Raw genomic sequence first — 26947 nt, forward strand, 5'->3', positions numbered from 1 at the left:
GCGGTGCCGGAATGCTGCCTTGCGCTGCGGCGGAGACTACTTGGTCAGCGTCGCAAGCACTTCGCTGAACGTCGTAGACGGGCGCATGACCGCTGAGGCCTTGGCCGCGTCCGGACGGTAGTACCCGCCGATGTCCACCGCGGAGCCCTGCACGGCCAGGAGTTCGCCGGTGATGGTGCCTTCGTTCGAGTTCAGCGCGTCCGAAACGGCGGCGAAAGCCGCGGCGAGCTCGGCGTCGTCGTTCTGGCGGGCCAGCTCCTGGGCCCAGAACTTGGCCAGGTAGAAGTGGCTGCCGCGGTTGTCCAGCTCGCCGGCCTTGCGCTTCGGGGACTTGTCCTCCAGCAGGAACGTGCCGGTGGCGCGGTCCAGGGTGTCGGCCAGGACCTGGGCGCGGGCGTCGCCGGTGCTGGTGGCGAGGTGCTCGAAGCTGACGGCCAGCGCGAGGAACTCGCCCAGGCTGTCCCAGCGCAGGTGGTTTTCCTTGAGCAGCTGCTGGACGTGCTTCGGGGCGGAGCCACCGGCGCCGGTCTCGAACAGGCCGCCGCCGTTGATCAGCGGCACCACGGAGAGCATCTTGGCACTGGTGCCCAGTTCCAGGATCGGGAAGAGGTCCGTGAGGTAGTCACGGAGCACATTGCCGGTCACCGAGATGGTGTCCTCGCCCTTGCGGAGGCGTTCCACCGTGAAGGCGGTGGCCTTTTCCGGGGACATGATGGCGATCTCCAGGCCCTCGGTGTCGTGGTCCTTGAGGTATTCCTCCACCTTGGCGATCATCCGGGCGTCGTGCGCGCGGCCCTTGTCCAGCCAGAAGACGGCGGGCATGGCGGAGGCGCGGGCACGGGTGACGGCCAGCTTGACCCAGTCACGGATCGGCACGTCCTTGGTCTGGCAAGCGCGCCAGATGTCGCCCGGGGCGACCTGGTGCTCGATCAGCACCGTGCCGGCGTCGTCGACGATCTGGACCGTGCCGGCTGACTGGATCTCGAACGTCTTGTCGTGGCTGCCGTATTCCTCGGCGGCCTGGGCCATGAGGCCGACGTTCGGGACGGTGCCCATGGTGGTGGGATCGAAGGCGCCGTGGGCGCGGCAGTCGTCTATGACCACCTGGTAGATGCCGGCGTAGCTGCTGTCCGGGAGGACGGCGAGGGTGTCGGCTTCCCGGCCGTCGCGGCCCCACATGTGGCCGGAGCTGCGGATCATGGCCGGCATTGAGGCGTCGACGATCACGTCGGAGGGCACATGCAGGTTGGTGATGCCCTTGTCGGAGTCGACCATGGCGAGTTCGGGGCCATCGTTGAGGCCCTTTTCGATGGCCGCCTGGACGTCGCCGCGGATCTCCTCCGGGAGGTCCTCGAGGCCGTTGAGGATGGAGGCCAGGCCGTTGTTGGGGCTCAGCCCGGCGGCGGCGATCTGCTCGCCGAAGGTGGCGAAGAGGTCAGCGAAGTAGGCCTTGACGACGTGGCCGAAGATGATGGGGTCCGAAACCTTCATCATGGTGGCCTTCAGGTGGGCGGAGAACAGCACGCCCTCCTCCTTGGCCCGGGCCACCTGGGCGGCGAGGAACGCATCCAGGGCCGCGGCGCGCATCACGGTGCCGTCGATGACCTCGCCGGCCAGGACCGGGAAGGCACGCTTGAGGACCTTGACCGTGCCGTCTTCCTTGACGAGCTGGATCTTGATGTTGGTGTCCGCGTCGATCACCACAGACTTCTCGTTCGAGCGGAAGTCATCGGCCTCCATGTGGGCCACGTTGGTCTTGGACTCCGGAGTCCACGCGCCCATGCTGTGCGGGTTCTGGCGGGCGTAGTTCTTGACCGAGAGCGGGGCCCGGCGGTCCGAGTTGCCTTCGCGCAGGACCGGGTTCACGGCGGAGCCCTTGATCTTGTCGTACCGGGACCGGATGTCCGTTTCCTCATCCGAGGAGGGGTTGTCCGGGTAGTCCGGCAGCGCGTAGCCGTGGCCCTGGAGCTCGGCCACCGCGGCCTTCAGCTGGGGCACGGAGGCGCTGATGTTGGGCAGCTTGATGATGTTGGCTTCGGGCGTCTTGGCAAGGGCACCAAGCTCGGCCAGGGCGTCGCTGAGGCGCTGCTCTTCGGTGAGGTAGTCGCCGAACGCGGCGATGATGCGGCCGGCCAGCGAGATGTCGCGGGTCTCCACTTCCACACCGGCCGTCGAGGCGAATGCCTCAATGATCGGCAAGAACGAATAGGTGGCCAGCATCGGCGCTTCGTCGGTGTGGGTATAGATAATCTTTGCCATTGCTCGGGCGTCTCCCTGAAGGTCTGGGTATTTCCGGAATCTTGTGTTATCTCAACACCCCTAACTTACCCGAGGTGCCCCCGTTGGTGCCTACCGGCGTCGTACGCGGGCGGATGCATGACACCCCAACACGGCATAACAAGAATTGACAAGAGACTTTACAGGTTAGTCAAATTGCCGTAGTTTCATTCCATCCAGCGGCCGCCAACCAACGGCCGCCCCGCATTTCCACCGGTTAGGACACCATGAGAACACCCAAGACTCTGGCCACCAGCCTGCTGACACTGTCGGCCGCCGCACTGCTGGCCCTGAGTGCCGCGGGGGCGGCCACCGCCTCCCCCGCACCGGTCAAGGCATCGGACTTTTCCGCCTCCGATGTTGCAAGCCACACCGTCACCGAAACGGGCACGGCCGGCTACTGGACCGCGGAACGCATGCGCAACGCCGTTCCCGGCGACGTCCTGGCCGACAAGGCCATGAAGCGCAATGGCAAGGCCGCGGCTAAGCCCGCGGCGGCACCGCTGGAGGGTGCCGCCCCAAGCACGGTCGAAGCGACCGCACCGAAGCTGCAGTCCCAGGCGCTCCAGACCAAGGCCAATGGGAGCGAGACGCCCGTCAAGCACATCGGCAAGGTCTTCTTCACCCTCGGCGGGACCAACTACGTCTGCTCCGGCAACTCGGTCTCCTCCGCCAACAAGAGCACGGTCTCCACAGCCGGACACTGCGTGAATGAGGGCCCGGGCGCCTTCGCCACCAAGTTCACGTTCGTCCCGGCCTACCTCAACGGCGCGGCTCCGTACGGCATGTGGACGGCCAAGGCCCTCTACGCCCCCACCCAGTGGAGCTCCGGGGGCGACATGACCTACGACACCGGCTACGCCGTCATGTCCACCCTCAACGGCCAGTACCTGAGCGACGTCGTCGGCGGCTCCGGACTGCAGTTCAACGCCGCCCGCGGCCTGAGCTACAAGTCCTATGGCTACCCCGCCGCGGCACCCTTCAACGGTGAATCCCTCAAGAGCTGCTCCGGCGCCGCCACCAACGATCCCTACAACCCGCAGTTCAACACCCAGGGAATCCCCTGCAACATGACCGGCGGTTCCTCGGGCGGTCCGTGGTTCATTGGCAGCAGCTCTACCGGCTACCAGAACTCCATCAACAGCTATGGCTACGGCAGCAACTCCACCAAGATGTACGGCCCGTACTGGGGCACAGTCATCCAGCAGGCCTACACCACCGCGGCCGCCTCCTAGCCTGAGGGCACGGGCCCCGTACCCGCGGGGCCCGTGCACGCAGGGTTGTTACCCAGCTCTGTTTGTTCAACCCTGTTATCCCAAGCGCGGGCACCCCGGCTGTGTTGCCCAGCCCTGTTTGTTCAACCTTGTTTCCCCAGCGCGGGCACCCCGGCTGTGTTGCCCAGCCCTGTTTGTTCAACCTTGCTATCCCAAGCGCGGGCACCCCGGCCGTGTTGCCCAGCCCTGTTTGTTCAACCTTGTTTACCCCAGCCTCGTGTACCCCCGACCTTGTTTCCCCAGCCTCGTTACCCAACCCTTGTTACCCCAGCGTGGGGTCAGTGCGGCCCCTCTTCAGCAGTGGGGAGGACGCGGTGGCCCCGCGCTGGCATCAATAGGCGACGGCGGACCACCGCTGGACATGCCCTCCCCACCCGCCCAGGCCCGGACATATACCCCCTATGTCCGGGCCTGGGCGTGAAGAAGGAGCATGTCCCGCGGCTGCCCCTCGGCCGGCCGCGATAAATGAGCATGTCCCGCGCCAAGAAGAGCATGTCCCCCGGTTCGCCCTGCCAGCGTCAGAGCCCACGGGACATGCCCTCCCCAGTAACCGAGGCCTGGACATATTCCCCTTATGCCCACTCCTGGCCACGAAAAGTGAGCATGTCCCGCTGAAAGAATGGGCATGTCCCTCGGGCCGGCTATCACCCTGTCCTTGGCACAAAAAATGGACTTGTCCCCTTTCTCTGTCTGCCAGCGTCAGAGCCCACGGGACATGCCCCCGGCACACCCCGAGGCCTGGACATATCCCCCATATGCCCACTCCTAGCCACGAACAATGGGCATATCCCGCGGAGCTACCTCTAGGCGCTCCGGCATGAACGAGCATGTCCGCCCGAACTGGCCGCCATGCTCCGCGATGAATGAGCATGTCCCCCGGTTGGCCCGGCCAGGACCAGAGCCCACGGGACATGCCCTCCCCAGTCCCCGAAGCCTGGACATATCCCACTTATGCCCACTCCTAGCCACGAAAATTGAGCATGTCCCGCGGAAAGAATGAGCATGTTCCGCGGGCCGGCCACGCACCCACTCGTTGGCACAAAAAATGGACATGCCCTCCGGAGAAGGGAGGGCATGTCCATTATTTGTGGGGCTTCATTTCTTTGTGCGGCTTCATCGTGCCCGGCGGGCTAGTGGAAGAAGTGGCGGGCTCCCGTGAAGTACATGGTGATGCCCGCGGCGTTGGCCGCGGCGATGACTTCCTCGTCCCGGACGGATCCGCCGGGCTGGACGACGGCGCGGACGCCGGCATCGATCAGGATCTGCAGCCCGTCGGCAAAGGGGAAGAAAGCATCGGACGCCGCGACGGCGCCCCGGGCCCGTTCCGGCGAAACGCTGGCGTCGGCGTTGGAGGCCCCGCCAGCCCCGTCGATGTCGGACTCCACGGTGACGCCGAGGGTGTTGGCGCGCTCCACCGCAAGCTTGCAGGAATCGAGCCGGTTGACCTGTCCCATGCCGATGCCTACCGCGGCACCGTTGTCCGCGAGCAGGATGGCGTTGGACTTCGCTGCGCGGCAGGCGGTCCAGGCGAACGCGAGGTCGGCCAGGGTGGCGGCATCGGCGGCGTCGCCCGCGGCGAGGGTCCAGTTCGCGGGGGTGTCGCCGTCGGCGTCGACTTTGTCCGTGGCCTGGACCAGCATGCCGCCGGAGACCTGGCGGAACTCGGTCGGGTAGCGGCCGTATCCGTCGGGGAGGGCCAGGAGGCGGATGTTCTTCTTCTTGGACAGGATCTCCACGGCCTCCTCATCGAAGCCCGGCGCGATGACGACCTCCGTGAAGATGCCGGCGACGGTGCGCGCCATGCCGGCGGTAACCGTGCGGTTCGCGGCGATGACGCCGCCGAACGCGGACACGGGATCGCAGGCGTGGGCCTTGGCGTGGGCGTCGGCGATGGGGTCCGCTGCGGACGCGGAACCCACGGCCACGCCGCAGGGGTTGGCGTGCTTGATGATGGCGACGGCGGGCTCGGCGAAGTCGAAGGCGGCGCGCAGGGCGGCGTCGGCGTCGACAAAGTTGTTGTAGCTCATGGCCTTGCCGTGCAGCTGGTCGGCCTGCGCAATGCCGGCCGGGGCGGCCCGGTCCACGTACAGCGCGGCCTGCTGGTGCGGGTTTTCGCCGTAGCGGAGCACCTCGGAGCGTTCCAAGGCCAGGCCGGCGTAGGCGGGCCAGTCGATCACGCCGTCGCCGTCCTCGTCGCGGAACTGGCTGGCGGTCCAGGTGGCCACGGCGGTGTCGTACGCCGCGGTGTGCGCGAACGCCTTGGCCGCGAGCCGGCGCCGGGTCTTCAGGTCAAAGCCGCCCGAGGCGGCCGCCTCCACCACGGCACCGTAGGACGACGGGTCCACCACGATAGCGACGGCGGCGTGGTTCTTCGCGGCCGAGCGCACCATCGCGGGGCCGCCGATGTCGATCTGTTCGACGACGTCGTCCGGTGCGGCACCGGACTTCACGGTCTCCACGAAGGGGTAGAGGTTGACGACGACGAGGTCGAAGGGCTCGATCTCCATGTCCTCCAGCGTCTGCATGTGGGCCGGGACGCGGCGGTCCGCGAGGATGCCGCCGTGCACGCGCGGGTGCAGGGTCTTGACTCGGCCGTCCAGCATTTCCGGGGAGCCGGTGACTTCCTCGACTTCCTGCACGGGGATGCCCGCGGCGGCGATCTTCTTGGCCGTAGAACCGGTGGAGACGATCTTGACGCCGGCGGCGTGCAGGCCCTGAGCGAGCTCCTCCAGACCGGTCTTGTCGTAGACCGAAATCAGTGCCCGGCGGATGGGAACTCGGTCGATGGATACACGGTCAAGCTGCGTGAAGCTCACAAAAGTCTCCGTCTTATAACGCGGCGGGGGCCGCGGGTGGTGGGGATGCGGCCAGTTTATCGCGTCCCGGCGCCGGGCCGTCCCGCGCGCCGGAGTGTGAAGCACCCCCGGGCCGCGGCCGGGCCACGTAGAGTTTTCACAGGAGGCCAAGATGAACACGTACACCACTGTGCCCAGCGGCGAACAGGTGGTCCAGGAGCTGCCGTGGCGGTGGAAGGTCCAAGGCCGGATCTTCCTGATCGGCGGCCTGGGCTTCATGTTCGATGCCTGGGACGTCACCCTCAACGGCATCCTCATTCCGTTGCTGTCCAAGCACTGGTCGCTGAGCCCGGGCGATGCCGCCTGGATCGGCACCGCGAACCTGATCGGCATGGCCCTGGGCGCCTTTGTCTGGGGCACCATCGCGGACACCATCGGCCGCAAGAAGGCGTTCACCGCAACCTTGCTGATCTTTTCGATCTTCACCGTGCTCGGCGCGTTCTCCCCCGACTTCATGTGGTTCGTCGTGTTCCGGTTCCTGGCCGGGTTCGGCCTGGGCGGCTGCATCCCGGTGGACTATGCGCTGGTGGGCGAGTTCACCCCGCGCAAACAGCGCGGCCGGGTGCTCACCGCGATGGACGGCTGGTGGCCGATCGGCGCGGCCCTTTGCGGTTTCGTCTCCGCCGGGCTGGTCGCGGCGTTCGCGGACTGGCGGCTGACCATGCTGGTCATGGTCCTCCCGGCGCTGCTGGTGTTCTGGATCCGCCGCAGCGTGCCGGAATCCCCGCTGTTCCTGATCCGCAAGGGCCGCCGCGAGGAAGCCGCGAAGGTGATCGACGGCCTGGTCGAGGCCACCGGCGCCGAGGCCCGGGTCTACAGCCTGCCCGCACCGCAGGACGCGCCCCGCCTCTCGGCCGGCAGCGCGTGGACGCAATTGCGCGCACTGTGGCAGTTCAACTGGAAGATCACGACGGCGGCGTGGGCCCTGTTCTTCAGCATCCTGCTGGTCTACTACCTGTCGCTGACGTGGATGCCGCGGATCCTGATCGGCGCCGGCTTCGAGGAGTACAAGGCCTTCCTGACCACGGCGTCCATGGCCGCCGTCGGGCTCCTCGGCGTGGTGGTGGCCGCGCTGCTGGTGGAGCGGGTGGGCCGCAAGTGGATCCTGGCGATCACCGGCCCGCTGTCCGCGCTGACGCTGGTGATTGTGGCGATCGTGGTGGACATCCCCACGGCCGCGGTGTTCTGGCTCCTGGTGTTCGGCTTCGTGGTGCAGGTGGCCATCCCGGTGCTCTACGCGTACGTCTCCGAGCTGTACCCCACGGAGCTCCGCGGCTCCGGTTTCGGCTGGGCCTCGACGTTCTCCCGTCTCGGCGCCGGGTTCGGGCCGCTGGTCTTCGCGGCCTTCCTGTGGCCGGAACTGGGCCTCGCGACGTCGTTCGCGCTGGCCGGTGGCCTCGTGCTGATCTCCGTGCTGTGGATGGCGTTCTTCGCCCCCGAAACCAAGCAGCGCCGGCTCGAGTAACGCCCCCACTCCCCCCGATGCGCTATCACTTCGGGCGGTTCTGAGCGCTGAGAGCCACCCAAAGTGATAGCGCATCGGGGAAATCACGACGGCGCCCCTCACCTGCGACAGGTGAGGGGCGCCGTCGTCTGTGGTTCGGTCGCCGGGCTACTGGATGCAGGTCACGGAGACCGTCAGCGCGGACGCCTTGGTCTGAACGACCGTCCAGCCGACGGGCTGCCCTGACCCGTTGAGGGCGGGCTGGCTGGAGGTCACCTGGTTGCTCGCAGCGGTGCTGTAGGTGAAGCCGCCGCCCATCGCCAGGCGCCCGCTGGGGCAGCTGGCCGTCACCGACGAGCTGGTGTCAGTACGCGATACGACAGTGACGCTCGTCGACGCGGCCGCACCGGTTGCGCCCGTGGCGCCCGTGGCGCCGGTTGCGCCGATTTGTCCCTCAGGGCCCACCGGCCCGACGGCGCCCGTGGCACCCGTGGCGCCGACAGCGCCGGTGGCACCCGTCTCGCCCTGAAGGCCGGTCTCCCCGGCAATGCCTGTGGCGCCGGTGTCTCCCTTGTCACCGGTATCACCCTTCTCGCCCTGAACGCCTTGGGCGCCCGTCTCACCTGTAGCGCCGACGGCTCCCGTCTCGCCGGTGCTGCCCGTGGCACCGGTATCACCCTTCTCGCCCTGGGCACCCGTTTCACCGGTGGCCCCCGTGGCACCGATCTCGCCCTGGGCACCCGTTTCACCGGTGGCCCCCGTGGCACCGGTCTCGCCTGTGGCACCCGTGTCACCCTTCTCACCCTGGGCCCCGGTCTCGCCCGTGGCACCGGTGTCACCCTTCAGGCCGGGGAGCCCCTGGATACCCTGAAGACCCGCAATCCCCGGGATCCCCTGGGCACCGGTGGCCCCTTGGATGCCCTGGATGTTCCAGGAGATCGCGGTCTCCTTCTTGGAATCGCACGAAGCGCCCGCCGGGAGTACCCGCAGCTCGCCGCCGTTGTTGTTGTTGAAGCACCCCTTGATTTCCCCGCCTGCCGACGTTGGAGTCGCCGCGAAGGCAGCAGAAACGGCGCCCGTTCCGAGAACGAGCGCCGCAGTGAGACACAGGACTTTTGGACTTGTTTTGGCCATGCTGAATCGAGACACGTAGAACCCCCGGAAGATGCGAAGAATGAATGAGACTGCGCCAGACTACGGCCCATTCCGCTGCTTGCACCGGCGCGGAAATACCTGTCTTTGGCCCGGCAGTACCTGACTTTCGGATCGAATACTCACTTTGCGGCTCCGACTACTTGGTTTGGCCGGAAAAGCCGCTACGCGCCCACCCCTCCACCACTCGATGCGCTATCACTTCAGGCGGTTCTGAGGACTGAGAACCGCTCCAAGAGATAGCGCATCGGAAAGAATTAGGGGGGAAGTTAGGCGGGGGCGTGCTGGGCTGCTGAAAGGGAGGCCAGAGTGGAGACCAGAAGCCGGCGCTCCACCACTTTGATGCGCTCGTGCAGGGATTCCTCGGTCTCGCCGTCCCCGATCGCCACGGCTTCCTGCGCGATGATGGGACCGGTGTCCACGCCGGCGTCGGCCCAGTGCACCGTGCAGCCCGTAACCTTCACGCCGTAGGCCAGCGCGTCGCGGACACCGTGGGCGCCGGGGAAGGACGGCAGCAGTGCCGGGTGCGTGTTGAGGTATTTGCCGCCAAACGCCTCGATGAAGTCCGCGCTGACAATCCGCATGAAGCCTGAGGAAACCACCACATCCGGGGCGAATCCGGCCACAGCCTCGGTGAGGGCCGCGTTCCAGGCTGTCCGGTCCGGGTACGCCTTGAAGTCCACCACGAACGTGGGGATTCCGGCGGCGGCGGAGCGCTCCACGCCGAACGTCCCCGGCCGGTCGGCGCCGACGGCGGCGATCTCGACGTCGAGCGCGCCGGACTTAACGGCATCGATAACTGCCTGGAGGTTGGAGCCGGTGCCGGAAACGAGGACAACTATGCGCATGGTCCTAGCTTATGGGGCCGCTCGCGTAGGCTGGAAAACATGAATGCCCCCACGGACTCCGGCAAGCCCCAGCCGGGCCCGCATCCGCCCGCCCAGGCGGTCCAAGATTCCACGCGGCTGACCCACACCCTGTTCCGGTTGTTCATCGTTGCGGTCCTGGGCTCCTTCTTCGTCTTCCAGCTCGACGTGAGCTACCTGTGGCTGACGGCCCTGCTCACGGCGACCGCGATTGTGCTGGGCATCGTGGTGCTGATCCGGGCGGCGAAATACAAGGAATCGCGGCTGGTCCTGTTCGGCACTATTTCGGGGCTGGTGGTCTCAGCGGTGATGCTGCTGGTGATCCTGGCCTCGACGCTTTTCTTCAACCAGATCCGCGACTACCAGCAGTGCGTCCGCCACGCACTGACCCAGCAGGCCACCTCGGAATGCCGGACGCAACTGGAGAACTCCATGCCCACGCAGCTGCGCTAGCGGTCCTGCCAAACGGTTCCGCCAGCCCCCTGCCCTCGCAGTGCATCAGAGAGAGAGTGTCAGCGGCTGTTGACCGTCTCCAGGTCCGCCTCGCGCAGCTTCTGCTGGCGCTCCAGCCAGGGTCCGGCCGCATAGCCGATCACGACGCCGATCCCCACCTCCGCGGCCACGAACAATGCCATGCTGAGCGGATCGGGCCCGATCTCCGTCAGCCGTCCGATGCCGGCCGAGCCGCGGGCCAGCCAGGCAAGCCCCGCCGCGAGCAGCCCGGCCACGGAGCCGATCACCGCACCCAGCACCAGGGTGGAGGCCGCGGCGGTAAACCAGCGGGCCCGGATCTTGATGGACAGCCATTCGTCGAAGTGGTTTTCGCCTTCGCGCAGGAACCACCAGCCGGCCAGCGCCCCGGCCAGGGCCGGCACCACCAGGGCCACGAAGCCGAAGTCGAGCGAGCCCGACGGCAGCGCGGCGAACACCGGAACGGACGGCAGCGGGCCGACGGCGGTCCCGAGCGGCCCGGCCAGCGAGCCGACGCCGAGGGCGAATCCCGAGCCGGAGATCCATGCCAGGGCAAACACGACGAGGTTGGGCAGGAAGCCGAGCTGCACAATGGTGAGCACGCCGCCTCCCATGGCGCCGGCGTCGAGCCCTTCATAGACGGCCACCACGAGGTTCCAGTGAATAAAGAGGTCGACGGCGAGCAGCCCCGCCGACATCGCCAGGCTCGCCATCAGCGCCACCGAGCCGGCCTTGATGGCCGAGCCCAGGTAGGAGCCGGCCCAGCGGGAGTGCTGGCTGGTACGGGACAGCCAGGCCACGGCATCGACGCCGATCAGCCTGCTCCACGAGCCTGCCTCGCGGCGCGCGCCCACCACCATGCCGAGCCCGAACGGGATGAGGGGAATGAACGCGGCGTCCCAGAGGCTGATGCCGACGTCGGCCGCGCGGCAGACGAAGCCGGTGGTGATCCCGAACGCCGCGTACATCAGCCAGGACCCGAGCAGCGCCTGCCAGAGCTGGTCCGTGTAGGAGGCGCGGGCCAGGCGCCGTCCGGCGCGCCAGGCGAGCAGGAACGGAATGAGGGTCAGACCCAGCGGGATGAGCGAGAGCGTGCCGGATTCCGGGTACGCGGCGGACCCTGCGCCGGGAGTGTCCAGCAGCAGGGGTACGCCGTGGATCAGCAGCCAGGCCTGGCCGGCCAGGCGGGCCAGAACGTCGAATCCGCTGTGCTGGAATCCGGCCGTGGCCCAGACCATGACGATCGGTGCCACCACCACCAAGGCGGAAATGACGGCAGCCTGGGCGGACTCGAGTGCACCCTGCAGCCACAGGGGCATGGGAAGGCCACGTTGTCCGGTCTGATCAGCGCGCAGTTTCATCGAGTTCCATGGTGCCACGGGCCCGGCATCCGGCCGGTTTCCGACAGGCACATTGCCCAGATCCGCGGTATTCGCCGTACGGGCCTCCCGGCGCTTTTTCCAGACCCGGGTCGTAAAATTGTTAGTGTCCGCAATCAGTGGTTGGAGGTAGAAAATGACTACCGCATCTCCCCATGCGCACGGCGTTCATTTTGGTCGGACAGATGTACAGAACGTTGGCATGGGTGTGGGTATCGTCCTGATCGTCGTGGGCATCTTGGGGTTCATCCCCGGCATCACTACGAACTACAGCGAACTGAGGTTCTTCGGGCCTGATTCCAAGGCCCTGTTCCTGGGCCTGTTCCAGGTATCGATGTTGCTGAACATCGTTCAGCTCGCGATCGGCGCCACCGGCCTGACCATGTCCCGGACTGCCTTGGGCGCCCGGAATTTCCTCATGGGCTCCGGTCTGCTGTACATCGTCCTTAGCATTTACGGTTTCATCGTCGGCGTGGATTCGGCGGCCAACTTCCTGTCGCTGAACACCATGGACAATTGGGCCTTCATGGTAATGGGCATAGTAATGGCCGGCGCAGGCTGGCTGATGACGAGGCACCTTGAAGAAGACGTAGAGACCCGGTCATCAACCCCCGGGACATAGGGAGCCGCGAATGAGTAACGTTTCATAGTATTCAGAAAATTCGTACTACCTGCTGGTGCAGTGGTTTAGCGGAAACGCGGCGGCTGCACCAGCTTTCTGTGTGCCCGGTTTTGCTCTGCACAGGTTCCGACGACGGCGGCGGCGCGGCACGCACGACGGCGACACGTCCGGCACGCACGACGACGCCGGCACCCGGGCACGCAAGAAGGCCGGGACTTTTGGTCCCGGCCTTCCGTGGTGCTGTTAAGCGTCGCGGCAATCAGCTTGCCGCCAGTGCCGACGTGCTAGGCGGTGCTGTCCTACGCGCGGGGCGGAAGGGTGTCCCACTCTGTTTCCGTGGCCCGCATCCAGGGAAATGGCAGCAGTTCCTTGATCCGGACCTTCCCCACTTCGCCCTCGGCATCGACCAGCACGGAGGTCTCGGTTCCGTATGAACGCAGCAGTTCCCGGCAGAGGCCACAGGGGTTCGTGACCTGGGGTTCTCCCTGCCCGTCCATGCTGACGGCCACCACGGAGTGGATTGAGGCCTCCTGCGCCATGCGGGCATTGGCGAGGGCGCTGGATTCGGCGCACACATTGATGCGCTTTGCGCCAATGTGCAGTCCAAGGTAGATGGCCCCCGACCCACCGCGCATGGCCGCGGCCACCCGGTGGTTCTCGCTGTGATGGGCGGTCAGCAACAGCCCGCGCGCTGCCTCGTAAAGCTCCACGTCTGACGCGCTGAGGTCAAAGGAGATCACTTTTGTCTCCACGCCTCCTCCGTCCGGGCGACTCGCGTCCATGAGGGTTCCCACTTTCCGTTCTCAGTCCTGGTGTTGTTACCGGCACGTTCTTACCGGCAGGCCGGCAGGTTCTCACTGACCGGTTCTTACCTGCCGATGAAGATGCCGTTCTTCTTCCGGGCCAGCAGGTAGAAGACAATGCTGAGCGCCGACAGGACGGCCACGTAGACGGGGAAGATCCAGGATGCGTTCAGGGACTGGAGCCAGACCAGGAGGTAGGAGGCCGTGCCGCCGAAGAGCGCCACGCCCAGGCCGTATCCGAGCGCAGTTCCGGCGCCGCGGCAATTCTTCGGCATGAGGGAGCTGGTGACCACGTTGTACAGGGTCATGTTCAGCACCAGCACCACCGAACCGCCAAGGAGCACAGCAGCGAAGCCGGCAATGCCGGGCTTGACGTACATCAGCATCAGGAAGACCGACGGGATGGACAGCGCACGGGTGATCAGGAACCACTTGGAAATCGATTTGCCATCGGCCACCTTGCTGATGATGAGGCTGCCCACCACCAGTACGACGCCGAGAACGGTGGTGAGTGCGAAGACAGCGGTGGCGTCTTCCTTGAAGCCGCTGCGGGCCGCCGTCGGCAGGCCCGTGTTCCAGGCGTAGTTGTAGGCCTGCGCTGCTCCGACGACGAACGTGATGGCCAGGACGCTGAGCCAGTGCTTGCGCACGCCGCCCCAGACCGTTTTCGAGGAGTTGTTTTCCGCCAGTTCTTCGGGCTTCATGGTTTCCGGCAGAGTCCGGCGAAGGTAGACCACCACGAAGCCGAAGGCCGCGCCGACGATGAATGGCACACGCCAGCCCCAGTCGGCCATGACGGCTCCGCCGAGCATCAGGGATGACAACCAGCTGACCAGCGAGGCGAGCAGGATGCCCGCGTTGACGTAGAAGGAGATGATGCCGGCCACAAAGCCTTCGCGCCCCTCGGGGACGAGTTCGACCGCGTGGGCTGTGGACAGCGGAGCTTCAACACCGGTGGAGATGCCCTGGATGATGCGGCAGACCAGCAGGATGACGCCGGCGGCGGCACCGATCTGGTCGTAGGTGGGGCACAGGGCAATGATCAGGGTGGTGCCGGCCATCATCATGATGGACCAAAGCATGACCCGGCGTCGTCCGATCCGGTCGGCCAGGGTACCGAGCATGATTCCGCCCAGCGGACGGAACGCGAAGCCGACGGCGAAGACTGCAAGCGCGCTCAGCGTCGCGGCAACAGGGTCCTGCGACGGGAAAAACTTTGGCCCGATGAAAGCCGACAGGAGGCCAAAGACCATCCAGTCGTACCATTCGAGGGTGTTCCCGAGCCCGAGGCCCAGCAGCCCGCGGCGTACTTCCGGCGAGAGCCGGGACTTCCGGCCGCTCTCTACGTCAATCTTGACGACAGTGTCAGTCATGATACTTTTCCTTCCCCCGGCCTTCGGGGCGCGGGAGGGTACGGATTACCGGCGGACGCCCTCGTGGGGGCCGTCGGTAATCGAAACTATCGTTTGGCTTGGTCCGCAGGGCGGGACCGGTTCACCACATGGGAGGTGAGTTAGCCCAGATAGCTACGCGTGCCTCTTCGTAGCGATTGAATGCAAACGGGCCATCCAGCTTGGCAACAAGGGACGGATCGCGAAGGAACGCGTCTCTAGTTTACCGGGCAACATCAGGTCTGCGGATGGCTTGGCAGATACCACTGCATCAGTACAAGGGAACGATCACGAACGCGGGCCGGGCGCACCTTCCGCCAGAAGGTAGTTGCGCCCCCATCCCCGTCCGCTAAGCGTCGAACCCTAAGTGGTGCGGCTCACACAACTATATTGAAGATCTTCACAGAGTCAATGGTTCTGTGGAAAAAACGGCCTCACCTCGGACGATGCCGCTAGTCCAGACAGGAGGGCACTGGAAACAGTAAAGAATTTTACGAAAACCATTGATTCGCTAAAAGTTTTCACTATAGTTATGTGTGTTAGCTCACCAAGAGAAAGTCGGACCATGGCTACCGAAAGCGTCACGGGATCTTCCCCAGCCGGCACAAGCGTCCTCCTTGCCACCGTAGGCAACAAGGTCCGCAACATGCGCAAAGACAAAGGAATGACCCTTGCCAAGCTCTCGGAAATCACCGGCCTCAGCCCGGCGATCGTAAGCCAGATCGAACGCGGCCTGGCCAATCCGTCCTTCACCACCTTGGCACAGCTGGCGCACGGCCTGGACATCCCCGTAGGGAAGTTCTTCCTCGGGCAGGAAGAAACCAGGTCCCCCGTGGTCCGCAAGGGCGAGCGGCGAAACCTTAAAGGCGTCACCAAGAAGTCTGTGGGTGAAGCGGTCTATGAACTGCTCACCCCGGACCTCAACGGTGCGCTGGAGGCCCAATGGATCGTGAGTCCGCCAGGCCACGACACCAGTGCCACCCCTTTCCGGCACAGCGGCGAGGAATTCGGCATCATTCTCTCCGGCCGGAAAGACATCTTCCTGGACGGCGAGTGCTACACCCTGGAGGAAGGCGATTCGATCACCTTCTCTTCGGAAACGCCTCACTGGTACAAAAACAGCTACGAAGAGGTCTGCGTAGCGATCTGGGTTAACGCACCTCACGCGTGGTGATCGGCCGGCTCTAGCCGCCGTCGCCGTCCGGTCCGGATACGTCCGCCGGATCTTTTTCCACACTCCGCAGCCAGGTCCGCAACGGGCCGCGCTGCGTCATACCCTCTGCCGGGTCGATTTCACGGTCAGCGTCGCCGCGATCCCCTCCTGAGCACCATCTTCTACGTCACCGGCCGCCCCTCCAACGGCACTTCGCCGGAAAAGTTAGGATCCCCATGAACCCGTCTACAGCCATGTCGTCGCTGGAACTCAGCACCACCACGGCGGACCTCACCGCTCCCGTCATCTCCCGCTCCGACGTCCTCGTGGTGGGCGGTGGCCCCGCCGGTGTGGCCGCCGCCGTCACCGCGGCCCGCTCCGGCGCCTCGGTCACGCTGCTGGAACGCTACTCCTCCCTCGGCGGCCTCGCCTCCGGCGGCATGGTGCTGGTCCTGGATGACATGATCAACGGCCAGGAAATCACCGTCACGGGCATCGTCTCCGAGTACGTCGAGCGCCTGCAGAAGCTGGGCCTGGCGATCGTCCCGCCGGCCGATGACCGCAAGACTTCCGAGGAACTGTGGAACAAGTGGGGCCGCTACGGCACCTTCGACTTCCACTCGCACACCACCCCCAAGCCGGTCTGCTACGCCGCCGCCTTCGACCCCGACGGCTGGAAGCGCGTCTCCAACGACCTCGTCCGCGAGGCCGGCGTCAACCTCCGCCTGCACTCCTGGTTCTCCCGCCCCATCGTGGACAACGGCGTCATGAAGGGCGTCATCTGCGAGACCAAGTCCGGGCCGCAGGCCTTCATGGCCGACGTCGTCATCGACACCACCGGCGACATCGACGTCGCCTCCCGGGCCGGCGCCAGCTACGTCAAGGACAGCTACCTCACCACGCTGGTCTTCCGCCTCGGCAACGTGGACACCAACGCCGCGGAAGCCTTCGAACAGGCCAACCCGAAGGAAGCCCGCGCCATCAACCGCAAGATCAAGCGCCTCCTCGGCGGCGCCTGGGAACTGTGGTGGCTCAAGACCCCCATCGACGGTGTGGTCTGGTGCAACGCACCGCACATGACCGGGTTCGACGGCGTCGACCCGGCAGACATGACCGCCGCCGAGTTCGCCGCACGGGACCGCATCACCGAGGCCGTGGACTACGTCCGCGCCAACCTGCCCGGCTTCGAGAACTGCTACATGCTCGACGTCGCGTCCCAGATGGGCGTCCGCCAGACCCGGCTGCTGGAAGGCGAGTACGTCATGACCAAGGACGACGTCACCTCCCGCCGCCACTTCGCCGACACCGTGGCCCGCGGCCGCGACTACTACTACCCCTTCCGCTCGCTGCTCCCTAAGGAAGTGGACCAGCTGCTGGTCGCCGGCCGGCACTACTCCGCCACCCCCGAGGCGCAGAAGATGTCCCGCGAGATCCCGCCCTGCATGGCCATGGGCCAGGCCGTCGGCGTCGCCGCCGCGCTGGCGATCCAGACCGGGACCCTGGTCCGTGACGTCTCCGCGCTGGACATCCAGCAGGGCATGCGCCGCCACGGCGCGGACCCGGGCGACGTCCCGTCGTCGAACGCCACCCTCGACGTGGACGCGGTGGTGGGGGCATGAGCACCGTCATCGACGAACTCTTCAGCGCGAGCGGCTCAACAGCAGAAGGCACGACGGCGGGCCCCGCCGCCGCAGCTGAACCGGCCATCACCCCGCTCCCGCTCGATGGCATCAAGATCGTGGACTTCACCCAGGTGTTCATGGGTCCGTCCTGCACCCAGCTGCTGGGCGACTACGGCGCGGACATCATCAAGGTGGAACGCCCGGGCGCCGGGGACATCTCCCGCAACTCGTTCCCGGACAAGGACGGCCAGGACAACCCGATCTTCCTGTCCATCAACCGGAACAAGCGCAGCATCTCCGTAGACACCCGCACCGACGACGGCAAGGCCGTGCTCCGCCGGCTGCTGGCCGACGCGGACGTGGTGGTCAGCAACTTCCGCTCCGGCGTGATGGAGCGGATGGGCTTCGGCTACGAGGACCTCAAGGAGCAGAACCCGGGCATCATCTGGGCCTCCGGCACGGGCTTCGGCCCCGAGGGCCCCTACTCGCACAAGGGCGGCCAGGACGCGATCGCCCAGGCCTACTCCGGCGTCATGTGGCGGCGCGAATCGGACGACATGAAGCCGTCCATCTACCCCACCACGCTGTGCGACTACATCACCGGCATGCACCTGATGCAGGGCATCCTGCTGGCACTGCGCACCCGGGAGGGCTCCGGCGTCGGGCAGAAGGTGGAGGTGACCATGTACGACTCCATGCTGCACTTGCAGATGCAGGAGGCGTGCATGCAGCTCAACCGCGGCTACGAGGTCAACTGGGGCGCCATGCCGCTCAGCGGCGTCTTCGAAACCACCGACGGCGCCGTCTGCATGGTGGGCGGCTTCACCCCGGACCCCCTGGCCCGGATCTCCGAGGCCCTGGGCCTGGACGAGGACCTCACGCAGCGGCCCGAGTTCGCCAACCTGGAGCAGCAGTTCGAGAACAAGCCGGCACTGCAGGCGATCTTCCGCGAGCGCATCGCCACCAACACCACCGAGTACTGGACCGGCCAGCTGGAGGACAAGGGACTGCTCAACGCCCCCGTGCACACCCTGGAGCAGACCCTGGCCGATGCGCAGACCCACGCCAACGGCATGATCGTCGAGGCAGAACACCCCGGCGTCGGCACCGTGAAGATGCTCAACGCCCCGATCCGGCTCTCCGCCACCCCGCCCACCATCCGCCGGGCGGCACCGCGGCTCGGCGAACACAACGTGGAGGTGCTGCTGGAGAACGGGTTCGACGCCGAGACCATCGAGCGCCTGCAGCAGCTGGGGGTGCTCCGATGACCGCCGCCGCAGTAGAGCAGACAGTAGAGCAGACGGTGGACCAGGTCACCCTGACCATCGAGAACCACGTGGCCACGGTGGTCATCGACCGCCAGCACGTGCTCAACGCCGTCGACGGCGCCGCCCAGGCCCGGCTCAACGAAATCTGGGACCAGCTTGAAGCCGATCCCGACGTCCGGGCCGTGGTCATCACGGGCGCCGGAACCCGGGCCTTCTGCGTGGGCGCGGACATGTCCGCCTCCGCCGTGGACAAGACCGGCCTCGAGTACTGGGCGGGCCTGGACCCGAACGGCTTCGGCGGGCTCAGCCTGCGCACCACCCTGGACATCCCGGTGATCGCCCGGGTCAACGGCTACGCGCTCGGCGGCGGCATGGAGATCGTGCTCGGCGCGGACATCGTGATCGCCGCGGACACCGCCCGCTTCGGGCTGACGGAACCGCGCGTCGGGCGCCTGGCGCTCGACGGCGGCATCCACCAGCTGGTGCGCCGGATCCCGTACACCCAGGCGATGGGCATGCTCCTGACCGGGCGCAAGGCCGAGGCCGCGGAGATGCAGTCCATGGGCCTGGTCAATGAGGTGGTCCCCGCGGATGAGCTCGACGCCGCGGTGCAGCGCTGGCTGGACCAGATCCTGGCCTGCGCCCCCACTTCCGTCCGGGCAGTCAAGCAGATGGTCACGCAGACCGCGCACCTGACCGCCACTGAGGCCCGCGGGCTCCGGCTCCCGGCCCTCATGGCGGCGCTGGACAGCGAGGACTCCGCCGAGGGCGTCCGCGCCTTCCAGGAAAAGCGCCCGCCGCACTGGCCGGGACGCTAGTCTCCACCGCCAGATATACAGCCGCTCGAACAACAAGAGCTTAGAAGGAGAAACCAATGCGGGAGTCACTGACACCCGGCGTGTGGGGCGTCGTCGCCACACCCTTCCAGGGCAGCGCCCTGGATGTCGACACGGACAGCCTGGCCGGACTCGTGGGCTACTACGAGTCGATCGGCGCCACCGGCCTCACGGTCCTGGGCGTGTTCGGCGAGGCCGCCGCCCTGACCGCGGCCGAACGCAGCCTGGTCCTGGAAGTGGTCATGGAGGAAACGCGCCTGCCCCTCGTGGTGGGAGTGACCTCCCTCTACACCGGCACGGCCGTCGATGAGATCCGTTCCATCCAGGCTGCCACCGGGGACCGGCTGGCGGCCGTCATGGTGCAGGCCAACTCCGCCAACCCCGGCGTGGTCATCGCGCACTTGAACGCCATTCACCACTCCACCGGCGCCAACGTGGTGTTGCAGGACTACCCCCTGGCCAGCGGCGTTAGCATCAGCACCGAGTCACTAATCTCCGTGGTGCAGGCCTGCAGCTTCGTCACCGCGGTCAAGGCCGAGGCCCCGCCCACGTCCGTGGCGATCGCACACCTGACCGCGGCCCTGGACGTCTCTGTGTTCGGCGGCCTCGGCGGCCAAGGGCTCCTGGACGAGCTCATGGCCGGCGCCGCCGGGGCGATGACCGGGTTCTCCTACCCGGAGGCGCTCATCGCCTGCGTGCGGGCCTGGCAGAAGGACGGCTACGAGGCCGCCCGCGATGCCCTGCTGCCGTACCTGCCGCTGATCAACTTCGAACAGCAGGCCAAGATCGCACTGGCCATCCGCAAGGAATGCCTGCTCCAGCGCGGACTGATTGCCGACGCCGGCGTCCGGGCCCCGGCTGCGGCCTTCCCGGAGGTTCTCCGGACGGCGTTGCGCACGCATCTGGCCGAGGCCGCCAAGGCCCTCGGCCCGCACCCGGCCGCCAGCCTCACCACGGCGGGGAGGAACTGATGGACCTCGGAATCAGCGGAAAGACCGCCTTCGTGGCCGCCTCCACCGGCGGACTCGGCCTCGCCATTGCCCGGGCCCTCGCGGCCGAAGGCGTCCGGGTGGCCATCACCGGACGGCGCCAGGTCCGCGCCAAGGAGATCGTCGCCGAGCTGACGGACGCCTACGGGCCGGGAGCTGTCGCCATCGAGGCAGACCTGAGCACCGCGGAAGGCGTGGCCGCCGCCGTCGAACAGGCAGTGGCGGAACTCGGGCCCATCGACATCCTGGTCCTCAACGGTCCTGGACCGAAGCCCGGCGCGGCCGCCACGCTCGGCGCCGACGACATCGCCGCGGCATTCGAACAGCTGGTCAAACCGCACCATGCCCTGGTCTCGCACATCCTTCCGGGCATGCGGGAACGGCGCTGGGGACGGATCCTGGCCGTCGGTTCCAGCGGCGTCGTGGCGCCGCTGCCCAACCTGGCCGTCTCCAACACCGGCCGCGCGGCGCTGGCCGGTTACCTCAAGACCCTCGCCGCCGAGGTGGCATTGGACGCCGTCACGGTCAACATGCTCCTGCCCGGACGCATCGCCACGGACCGGGTCGCGGAACTGGACCAGGCCGCCGCCAAGCGGCGCGGCACCACGCCCGAGGACATCCAGCTCGAATCCCGCAAGACCATCCCCGCCCGCCGCTACGGCGAACCCGAGGAATTCGGCGCCGCCGCGGCGTTCCTCTGCAGCGCCCCGGCGTCCTACATCACCGGCGTGGCACTGCGCTGCGACGGCGGCCTCATCCGCGGGCTCTAACCGCCGGCCCTGAACCCTCAGCACACCCTGCTCCGACTCCCCGAAGGAACACCATGACTTCCACAGCATCAGACACCTCACCTGCGACCCAGACCGCCACCGCTACCGAGCGGGACCTCATCAGCGCCCGGCACCTCATCAACGGTGAGTGGCTCGGCGGGGCGGACACCGAGCGGATGAACCCGGCCCGCCCGGGTGAGCTCGCCGCCCTCTCCCCCAGCGGCACCGCCGCCGACGTCGACGCCGCCATCACCGCCGCCACCGCCGCGCAGCCGGCTTGGGCAGCCCTGCCCGCCCCGTCCCGCGGCGCCATCCTGATGGCCGCCGGGAACCTGCTGCTGGACCGCCAGACTGCCATCGCCGAAGACCTCGTCCGGGAAGAGGGCAAAACCCTGGCCGAGGCCAAGGGAGAGGTCAAGCGCGCCTCCGACGTGCTCCGCTTCTTCGGTTCCCTCGGCTGGGCCGCCACCGGCGAAGTGCTGCCCAGTGGCCTGCCGGACACCACCATCACCACCCGCCGCGAGCCGCTCGGCGTCGTCGGGCTCATCACGCCGTGGAACTTCCCCATCGCCATCCCGGCCTGGAAGACCGCCCCGGCACTGATCAGCGGCAACGCCGTCGTCATCAAGCCGGCCGAGCTCACCCCGCTCTCCGCCACGCACCTGGCCCGCGCCCTGCAGGACGCCGGACTCCCCGCCGGTGTGTTCAACGTGGTCCACGGCAAGGGCCGCGTGGTGGGCGACGCCCTGGCCCGCGATCCCCGCATCGCCGGGCTGTCCTTCACCGGCTCCACCAACGTGGGGCTCGGACTGCAGGAGATCCTCAACGCCCGCCGCGCCCGGGTCCAGCTGGAAATGGGCGGCAAGAACGGCGTCCTGGTCCTGGACGACGCCGATCCCCGCAAGGCCGCCCAGGTGGTGGCGGCCGGCGCGTTCGGCCTCACCGGCCAGGCCTGCACCGCCACGTCCCGCGTCTACGTCACGCCGGGCATCCGTGCCGCCTTCCTGACAGCCCTCACCGAGGAAGCCGCGCAGTACACCGCCGGCGACGGGCTCGAGGGCGCGAAGATGGGCGCCGTGGTGAGCAGCCAGCAGTTCGAACAGAACCAGGCCGCGGTGCGCACCGCCGTCGAACGCGGCGCCACGCTGCTGCACGGGACGTACGACGGCGGCACGGACGCCGGCTTCCTCTTTCCGGCCGCCGTCCTCACCGACCTGCCCTTCGACGACGCCGCCGTGACCGAGGAGATCTTCGGGCCCGTGGTGGCCGTCCTCGAGGTCCCGGACTATGAGGCCGGGCTCGCCGCGATCAACGATTCCCGCTACGGCCTCACCGCCGGCATCTGCACGGATTCCCTGGCGTTCTCCGCGGACTTCGCCGCCCGCGCCCAGGCCGGGGTCATCAAGGTCAACCGTCCCACGGCGGGCCTGGACCTGAACGTGCCGTTCGGCGGCGTCAAGGACTCCTCCACCAACACGTTCCGCGAACAGGGGAAGTCCGCGCTGGACTTCTTCACGTGGGGCAAGACCGTCTACACGGGTGTGTAGCCTGCCATGACGTACGTGATCGCCCAGCCCTGTGTGGATGTGAAGGACAAGGCCTGCATCGACGAATGCCCGGTGGACTGCATCTACGAGGGTGAACGCTCGCTCTACATCCACCCGTCCGAGTGCGTGGACTGCGGCGCGTGCGATCCCGTATGCCCGGTGGAGGCGATCTACTACTCCGACGACGTCCCGGACGAGTGGGCCGATTACGTGCGCGCCAACGTGGAGTTTTTCGAGGAGCTGGGGTCGCCGCAAGGCGCCTCAGCCCTCGGAAACCTGCACCGCGACCACCCTGTGGTGGCGGACGCGCCCGCAATGTCTGTGCCGGAAACGGCAGGGGCTGCCGGCTGAGCCCGTGACTTATGGCTCTAGTCGCCTGCCGTCCGTCTGAGGAGCATCACAAGGGTCAGGACGGTGCCCGGCCAGGGGCGCCCTCCTACGCCGACTGCAAACCCGACCTGCCAGAAGGACCATCATGTCGGTGGCCTGGACCCGAGCATCGTTCCGCCGGCTCACGGCCGCGATCGTCGCCGTCGTGCTCGCGGCGGCGACGGGCGGATGCAGTCCCGGGCCGCCGCAGCCGCCGACGCAGCCGGTGTCGCCCGATTCCGGCTACCGGACCATGCTGGAACAGTTCAGCAGGAGATTGCTCGACGCCGGCGCCCCGGCCGTCCTCATCCAAATCCGCGTGGGCGGGGACCAGTGGTCCGCGGCCTACGGTGTTCGAAACCTGGCCAGCCCTTCCCGGGCCGAGATCACGGACCCCGTGCACGTGGGCGGCATCACCAAGTCCATGGTGGCGGTCTGCGTGCTCAAACTGGCCGAGGAAGGCAAGCTGCAGCTCGATGCGCCGGTCAGCACTTACCTGCCGGACTTCAACAAGGTGATGCACCCGCCGGGACCTGTCACCGTCCGCCAGTTGCTGCAGCACCGCTCCGGCATGCCGTCCGTGGACGGGCCGTTGTTCGATCCGGCCACGGTGCGGCAAGCCCTGACCACCAAAGTGAGCCTGGCGGACCTGCTGGCCATGGCGGGACGGATCTCGTGGCAGGCGAAGCTGGCCCAGGGATTTGAGTACTCCAACTCGAACTACATTGCCCTGGCGCTGATCGTCGAGCACCTGAGCGGCCGGCGGATCGGCGAGGTGATCAGCACCGACATCATCCAGCCGCTGGGCCTGAGCGAGACTTTGATGACCGCCGCCGGGCCCCCGCCGTCGTCGATGGTCCATGGGTACATCGCGCTGGGCCGCAACCAACTCGACGTCACCTATCCGGCCGCGCAGATCGACAACGCCGCCGGCGGCATGGTGTCCTCCGTGGCGGATGTGAACACCTTCTACCGCGCACTGCTGCAGAACCGGCTGCTCAAGCCGGACTCGATCACGCAAATGGAGAGCCCGCTCTACGCGAGGTACGGACTCGGGGTGGTCCGCTGGAACGACCTCTGCACGAACGATTTCTACTACGGCCATCCCGGCGATGTGCCCGGCTACGGCATCATTGCCATGACCAGCGCGGACGGAACCCGGCAGCTCACCATGGCCGTGGCCTACCCCCCGGAACCGCTCCAGCCCGGGGGCACCCGCATCCTGCACCAAATGGAATCCGTTGCGGAGGACACCCTCAACGCCACCTGCCAGACCGGGCCGACAGGGCCTCTCAACAACGCCGCAGGAAGTCCGGGGTAACGCGCGGCCGGTCGCTGCATACACTGCGACAATGGGCAGATGACAGCCATCATCCTCGTCTGGAACCCGGACGAATGGAACGATTGGACCTACCCGGCGGTGCTGGAGGAGGTCGCCGAAACCGGCCGGTTCCTGGCCAGCTGGGAGGTCGCCACGGTGGACGCGGCCGCCTCCGGCGCGGACGCGCTGGCGGACGCCGCAGCCTCCGGCGCGGACGCGCTGGCGGATGCCGCCGCCTCCGGCGCGGACGCGTGGCTGGTGCTCCAGGGCCGCCACGGGCGCGGCCTCATCGGCCACGGCGTCGTCGTCTCGGAACGGCCGGCTCCTCGACTCCAGGCACCGGACGCCGCGAGCGCCGCACCAGCCGGGTCCCCGCTCTACATCCGCGTGGCCTTCGACGGCCTGCTGCCCACGGGAGACCAGATCCCGCCAGCGGCCCTCCAGGAGACCGTGCCCGGCCTCGACTGGGAAGCGCTCCACGGCCCAGCGCTGGCCGTCGAACCGTCCCTTGAGCCCCTGCTCCGAGGACTCTGGCGAGAGTTTGGTCCGCAGCCAGGGGCCGACCCCACCCAGCCCGTGCCAGGCACCCTCCCGGCGGTGGCCGTCGGTCGGGTTGAGGTGAACCGGTATGAGCACAGCCCAGACGCGCGCCGGGCCTGCATCGCCCACCACGGGACCAGCTGCGCCGTATGCGGGTTCTCCTTTGAAATCGCGTACGGGGACATCGGCAAGGACTTCATTCCCGTGCACCACCTTGTCCCGGTGTCACAGCTGGGCAGCACCTACGAACTTGATCCCGTCACGGACCTCGTGCCGCTCTGCGCCAACTGCCACGCCATGGCGCACCTCGGTGTGACCACGCCGCGCACGGTCGCGGAGCTGCGCCGGGCCATGGCCTCCGCCGGCTACCTGAACGGGCAGGCGTTGACCTCAAAGGAGCTCCAGGCCCAGCAGGACGCCCGCAGGATCCTCAACCAGCACTAAATAGCAGCAACGCTCTCAGGCGGACCACACCTGCCGGAACTTGCCGCTGCGGTCCGGCCGGGGCGGTTCCTCGGCAAACCGGACGTCGACGCCATCGGCGCCCTGGACCGCGAAGAACGCACCCAGACGCTCCCGCACTGCCGCCTGCACGGCAGCCGGCACGGCGTCGGGCCCGAGCTCGAGCCGCACGGTGAGCGACCGCGGCCCGGTGCGGATCGCCTGGAACCGGCGGACGCCGGCGGTCTCCTCGATCACCGTGCCCAGCACCAACGGCAGCACGGTCACGACTTTTCCGTCGGCGACTTTTCCGTCGACCGCTTTACCGTCCAACACTGCCTCGTCCACCCCTGTCCCCTCTAGCACTGCCCCGTCCGCCTCTGACTTTCGGTCCAACGCTTGCCCGTCCACCACCGCCCCTGCGGCAGCGAAGCTCAGCACGTCGCCGCTGCGACCTTCCACCCGCAGCGTGGGAAACGGGCTCCCGCAGGCGCAGGGACTGGCGTCTACCTGCACCCGGTCGCCCAGGTTGTAGCGGATCAGCGGCTGGACCCGGTTGGCCAGGTTGGTGACCAGCACGGTGTGCGAGAGTTCCCCGGCCGGGACGGGCCGGAAGGCGTCGTCCACCGGCTCCACGATGTTCCAGTCAGCGTTGACATGCAGCAGCCCCTGCCGGCAGCGGCTGGTCAACGCGAGGGCCTCCGAGGCAAGGTACCGCACGCTGACCCGGCAGCCGAGGGCGGCCTCGATCTCCGCCCCGGCATCGGCTGCCAGGCCCTCCCCGGACGCGACGGCCAGGACCGGACGGATGTTGAGCCGTCCCGATTTCTGTTCGATGCCCAGTTGCAGGAAGGCGCTCGGATAGCCGTAGAGCACGGTCGGCTGGAAGTCGTTGAGATCCGCCAAGAGGTCCGGGAGCGGCCGGAGCACGGAGAACACGCGGACCCGGCCGGCGATGCGGGGGCTGCGTCGCCTCGCCGCTTCAGTCAGCACGACGCCGGCAAAGTGGTCCCCGTCCGCCACCAGCGCCGCGGCCCGCAGCCCCCGGTGGACAAAAGCCCGGGCCTCGGCAGCCGTCATCAGGGTCCGCCGTTCACGGATCGGGCCGAGGAGGTTCGCCACCTGCAGCGACGTCCGGTCATGGACCAGGACCGCGGGTTCCCCGGTGGACCCCGACGTCGTCATCACGAGGTACTGCCCGCGGTAGAGGCCGCCGATGCGGGAGGCGTCGCCGAGGAGGTCTTTCTTCAGCCCGGCGAGCGTGATGTGCGGGTCTGTCACCCAGTCATCGAAGTTCTCCATGAGCTCGCGTTTGCCCACCGGAGGCAACTCCCCCAGATTCGCCGCCAGATCGTTGACCGTCTCCGGCACGTCCCGGTACAGCCTGCGGTAGTAGGGCGAGGAGGACCGTGCGCACTCAACCAGCGTGGCGAGCCGGTCCTGTTGCCGGCGGGCGATCGCGTCCGGGTTTGCCCGGCCGGCCCGCCAGATGTCCCATGCGATCCCGGTCATATGCGTTCCGAGAGGAGAGCCGCGCATCACCCATCACCCTTTCAC

22 protein-coding genes are annotated in these 26947 nt (G+C 67.4%); 14 read left to right on the top strand and 8 right to left on the bottom strand.

From position 1 onward, the window contains the following. Window positions 1-36: 36 nt before the first annotated feature. The gene (locus ACFRJ8_RS21785; protein WP_377988448.1) at window positions 37-2259 is read right to left on the bottom strand and encodes an NADP-dependent isocitrate dehydrogenase; all 2223 of its coding nucleotides are present in this window, start codon (window positions 2257-2259) and stop codon (window positions 37-39) included. Window positions 2260-2504: 245 nt separating this feature from the next. Here ACFRJ8_RS21785 and ACFRJ8_RS21790 point away from each other — a divergent pair, with 245 nt between their 5' ends. After that, entirely contained in the window at window positions 2505-3512 is a 1008-nt protein-coding gene (locus ACFRJ8_RS21790; RefSeq protein ID WP_377988449.1) for a trypsin-like serine peptidase, read from the top strand. Window positions 3513-4681: 1169 nt separating this feature from the next. Here ACFRJ8_RS21790 and purH read toward each other — a convergent pair. Beyond that, entirely contained in the window at window positions 4682-6367 is a 1686-nt protein-coding gene (purH, locus tag ACFRJ8_RS21795; protein WP_377988450.1) for a bifunctional phosphoribosylaminoimidazolecarboxamide formyltransferase/IMP cyclohydrolase, read from the bottom strand. A gap of 151 nt (window positions 6368-6518) precedes the next feature. Between purH and ACFRJ8_RS21800 the strand changes: the two genes are divergently transcribed. After that, window positions 6519-7871 carry an MFS transporter gene (locus tag ACFRJ8_RS21800; protein WP_277528109.1) on the top strand — a complete coding sequence of 451 codons (1353 nt, stop codon included), beginning with the start codon at window positions 6519-6521 and terminating at the stop codon, window positions 7869-7871. A gap of 147 nt (window positions 7872-8018) precedes the next feature. On the opposite strand, the gene ACFRJ8_RS21805 is transcribed toward ACFRJ8_RS21800, so the two are convergent. Together ACFRJ8_RS21805 and purN are read right to left on the bottom strand one after the other, a co-directional pair. Then, window positions 8019-8984 carry a hypothetical protein gene (locus ACFRJ8_RS21805; RefSeq protein WP_377988451.1) on the bottom strand — a complete coding sequence of 322 codons (966 nt, stop codon included), beginning with the start codon at window positions 8982-8984 and terminating at the stop codon, window positions 8019-8021. 287 nt (window positions 8985-9271) lie between these two features. Next, on the bottom strand, window positions 9272-9850 hold the full coding sequence (gene purN / locus ACFRJ8_RS21810) for a phosphoribosylglycinamide formyltransferase (RefSeq protein ID WP_377988452.1): 579 nt from the start codon (window positions 9848-9850) through the stop codon (window positions 9272-9274). Window positions 9851-9889: 39 nt separating this feature from the next. Here purN and ACFRJ8_RS21815 point away from each other — a divergent pair, with 39 nt between their 5' ends. Further along, the gene (locus tag ACFRJ8_RS21815) at window positions 9890-10321 is read left to right on the top strand and encodes a hypothetical protein (RefSeq protein ID WP_377988453.1); all 432 of its coding nucleotides are present in this window, start codon (window positions 9890-9892) and stop codon (window positions 10319-10321) included. A gap of 59 nt (window positions 10322-10380) precedes the next feature. On the opposite strand, the gene ACFRJ8_RS21820 is transcribed toward ACFRJ8_RS21815, so the two are convergent. Then, window positions 10381-11700: a DUF6350 family protein gene (locus ACFRJ8_RS21820; RefSeq protein ID WP_377988454.1), complete on the bottom strand. Its 1320-nt coding sequence runs from the start codon at window positions 11698-11700 to the stop codon at window positions 10381-10383. A 154-nt stretch (window positions 11701-11854) separates the two neighbouring features. On the opposite strand from ACFRJ8_RS21820, the gene ACFRJ8_RS21825 reads away from it, so the two are divergent. Next, window positions 11855-12340: a DUF4383 domain-containing protein gene (locus tag ACFRJ8_RS21825; RefSeq protein ID WP_377988455.1), complete on the top strand. Its 486-nt coding sequence runs from the start codon at window positions 11855-11857 to the stop codon at window positions 12338-12340. Between the two features lie 299 nt (window positions 12341-12639). Here ACFRJ8_RS21825 and ACFRJ8_RS21830 read toward each other — a convergent pair whose 3' ends face one another. Both ACFRJ8_RS21830 and ACFRJ8_RS21835 read right to left on the bottom strand, forming a co-directional pair. Beyond that, entirely contained in the window at window positions 12640-13092 is a 453-nt protein-coding gene (locus tag ACFRJ8_RS21830; RefSeq protein ID WP_377988456.1) for a hypothetical protein, read from the bottom strand. A gap of 116 nt (window positions 13093-13208) precedes the next feature. After that, on the bottom strand, window positions 13209-14516 hold the full coding sequence (locus ACFRJ8_RS21835) for an MFS transporter (protein WP_377988457.1): 1308 nt from the start codon (window positions 14514-14516) through the stop codon (window positions 13209-13211). A gap of 583 nt (window positions 14517-15099) precedes the next feature. Between ACFRJ8_RS21835 and ACFRJ8_RS21840 the strand changes: the two genes are divergently transcribed. From ACFRJ8_RS21840 to ACFRJ8_RS21885, 10 genes are all read left to right on the top strand, one after another. Next, window positions 15100-15708, top strand: a complete 609-nt coding sequence (locus ACFRJ8_RS21840) for a helix-turn-helix domain-containing protein (protein ID WP_377988458.1) — start codon at window positions 15100-15102, stop codon at window positions 15706-15708. A 215-nt stretch (window positions 15709-15923) separates the two neighbouring features. Further along, window positions 15924-17306, top strand: a complete 1383-nt coding sequence (locus tag ACFRJ8_RS21845; protein ID WP_377988459.1) for an FAD-dependent oxidoreductase — start codon at window positions 15924-15926, stop codon at window positions 17304-17306. Next, window positions 17303-18577 carry a CaiB/BaiF CoA transferase family protein gene (locus ACFRJ8_RS21850; protein WP_377988460.1) on the top strand — a complete coding sequence of 425 codons (1275 nt, stop codon included), beginning with the start codon at window positions 17303-17305 and terminating at the stop codon, window positions 18575-18577. The genes ACFRJ8_RS21845 and ACFRJ8_RS21850 overlap by 4 nt, the downstream gene beginning before the upstream one ends. Next, window positions 18574-19395, top strand: coding sequence for an enoyl-CoA hydratase-related protein (locus ACFRJ8_RS21855; protein WP_377988461.1), 822 nt, complete (start codon window positions 18574-18576; stop codon window positions 19393-19395). Before ACFRJ8_RS21850 ends, ACFRJ8_RS21855 begins: the two co-directional genes overlap by 4 nt. Window positions 19396-19451: 56 nt before the next feature. Then, window positions 19452-20384 carry a dihydrodipicolinate synthase family protein gene (locus ACFRJ8_RS21860; protein ID WP_377988462.1) on the top strand — a complete coding sequence of 311 codons (933 nt, stop codon included), beginning with the start codon at window positions 19452-19454 and terminating at the stop codon, window positions 20382-20384. Next, window positions 20384-21172, top strand: coding sequence for an SDR family oxidoreductase (locus ACFRJ8_RS21865; RefSeq protein WP_377988463.1), 789 nt, complete (start codon window positions 20384-20386; stop codon window positions 21170-21172). The genes ACFRJ8_RS21860 and ACFRJ8_RS21865 overlap by 1 nt, the downstream gene beginning before the upstream one ends. Window positions 21173-21225: 53 nt before the next feature. Then, complete coding sequence (locus tag ACFRJ8_RS21870; protein WP_377988464.1) at window positions 21226-22719, top strand: aldehyde dehydrogenase family protein; 1494 nt, start codon at window positions 21226-21228, stop codon at window positions 22717-22719. A 6-nt stretch (window positions 22720-22725) separates the two neighbouring features. Beyond that, window positions 22726-23070 (top strand): ferredoxin, encoded by a 345-nt coding sequence (fdxA, locus tag ACFRJ8_RS21875; RefSeq protein WP_377988465.1) that lies wholly within the window; start codon window positions 22726-22728, stop codon window positions 23068-23070. A 124-nt stretch (window positions 23071-23194) separates the two neighbouring features. Then, complete coding sequence (locus ACFRJ8_RS21880) at window positions 23195-24409, top strand: serine hydrolase domain-containing protein (RefSeq protein WP_377988466.1); 1215 nt, start codon at window positions 23195-23197, stop codon at window positions 24407-24409. Window positions 24410-24448: 39 nt separating this feature from the next. Continuing rightward, window positions 24449-25393 carry an HNH endonuclease gene (locus ACFRJ8_RS21885; protein WP_377988467.1) on the top strand — a complete coding sequence of 315 codons (945 nt, stop codon included), beginning with the start codon at window positions 24449-24451 and terminating at the stop codon, window positions 25391-25393. Between the two features lie 15 nt (window positions 25394-25408). On the opposite strand, the gene ACFRJ8_RS21890 is transcribed toward ACFRJ8_RS21885, so the two are convergent. Beyond that, window positions 25409-26902: a phenylacetate--CoA ligase family protein gene (locus tag ACFRJ8_RS21890; protein ID WP_377988468.1), complete on the bottom strand. Its 1494-nt coding sequence runs from the start codon at window positions 26900-26902 to the stop codon at window positions 25409-25411. Window positions 26903-26947: the final 45 nt, after the last annotated feature.

Source organism: Arthrobacter sp. NPDC056886, from assembly GCF_042788715.1.
In the GTDB taxonomy this organism is placed as follows: domain Bacteria; phylum Actinomycetota; class Actinomycetes; order Actinomycetales; family Micrococcaceae; genus Arthrobacter.

Bases quoted from the DNA above. Each gene is read 5' to 3' on its own strand.
- ACFRJ8_RS21785 (WP_377988448.1), bottom strand. From the start codon at position 2,259: ATGGCAAAGATTATCTATACCCACACCGACGAAGCGCCGATGCTGGCC.
- ACFRJ8_RS21790 (WP_377988449.1), top strand. From the start codon at position 2,505: ATGAGAACACCCAAGACTCTGGCCACCAGCCTGCTGACACTGTCGGCC.
- ACFRJ8_RS21800 (WP_277528109.1), top strand. From the start codon at position 6,519: ATGAACACGTACACCACTGTGCCCAGCGGCGAACAGGTGGTCCAGGAG.
- ACFRJ8_RS21805 (WP_377988451.1), bottom strand. From the start codon at position 8,984: ATGGCCAAAACAAGTCCAAAAGTCCTGTGTCTCACTGCGGCGCTCGTT.
- purN (WP_377988452.1), bottom strand. From the start codon at position 9,850: ATGCGCATAGTTGTCCTCGTTTCCGGCACCGGCTCCAACCTCCAGGCA.
- ACFRJ8_RS21815 (WP_377988453.1), top strand. From the start codon at position 9,890: ATGAATGCCCCCACGGACTCCGGCAAGCCCCAGCCGGGCCCGCATCCG.
- ACFRJ8_RS21820 (WP_377988454.1), bottom strand. From the start codon at position 11,700: ATGAAACTGCGCGCTGATCAGACCGGACAACGTGGCCTTCCCATGCCC.
- ACFRJ8_RS21825 (WP_377988455.1), top strand. From the start codon at position 11,855: ATGACTACCGCATCTCCCCATGCGCACGGCGTTCATTTTGGTCGGACA.
- ACFRJ8_RS21835 (WP_377988457.1), bottom strand. From the start codon at position 14,516: ATGACTGACACTGTCGTCAAGATTGACGTAGAGAGCGGCCGGAAGTCC.
- ACFRJ8_RS21840 (WP_377988458.1), top strand. From the start codon at position 15,100: ATGGCTACCGAAAGCGTCACGGGATCTTCCCCAGCCGGCACAAGCGTC.
- ACFRJ8_RS21845 (WP_377988459.1), top strand. From the start codon at position 15,924: ATGAACCCGTCTACAGCCATGTCGTCGCTGGAACTCAGCACCACCACG.
- ACFRJ8_RS21850 (WP_377988460.1), top strand. From the start codon at position 17,303: ATGAGCACCGTCATCGACGAACTCTTCAGCGCGAGCGGCTCAACAGCA.
- ACFRJ8_RS21855 (WP_377988461.1), top strand. From the start codon at position 18,574: ATGACCGCCGCCGCAGTAGAGCAGACAGTAGAGCAGACGGTGGACCAG.
- ACFRJ8_RS21860 (WP_377988462.1), top strand. From the start codon at position 19,452: ATGCGGGAGTCACTGACACCCGGCGTGTGGGGCGTCGTCGCCACACCC.
- ACFRJ8_RS21865 (WP_377988463.1), top strand. From the start codon at position 20,384: ATGGACCTCGGAATCAGCGGAAAGACCGCCTTCGTGGCCGCCTCCACC.
- ACFRJ8_RS21870 (WP_377988464.1), top strand. From the start codon at position 21,226: ATGACTTCCACAGCATCAGACACCTCACCTGCGACCCAGACCGCCACC.
- fdxA (WP_377988465.1), top strand. From the start codon at position 22,726: ATGACGTACGTGATCGCCCAGCCCTGTGTGGATGTGAAGGACAAGGCC.
- ACFRJ8_RS21880 (WP_377988466.1), top strand. From the start codon at position 23,195: ATGTCGGTGGCCTGGACCCGAGCATCGTTCCGCCGGCTCACGGCCGCG.
- ACFRJ8_RS21885 (WP_377988467.1), top strand. From the start codon at position 24,449: ATGACAGCCATCATCCTCGTCTGGAACCCGGACGAATGGAACGATTGG.
- ACFRJ8_RS21890 (WP_377988468.1), bottom strand. From the start codon at position 26,902: ATGACCGGGATCGCATGGGACATCTGGCGGGCCGGCCGGGCAAACCCG.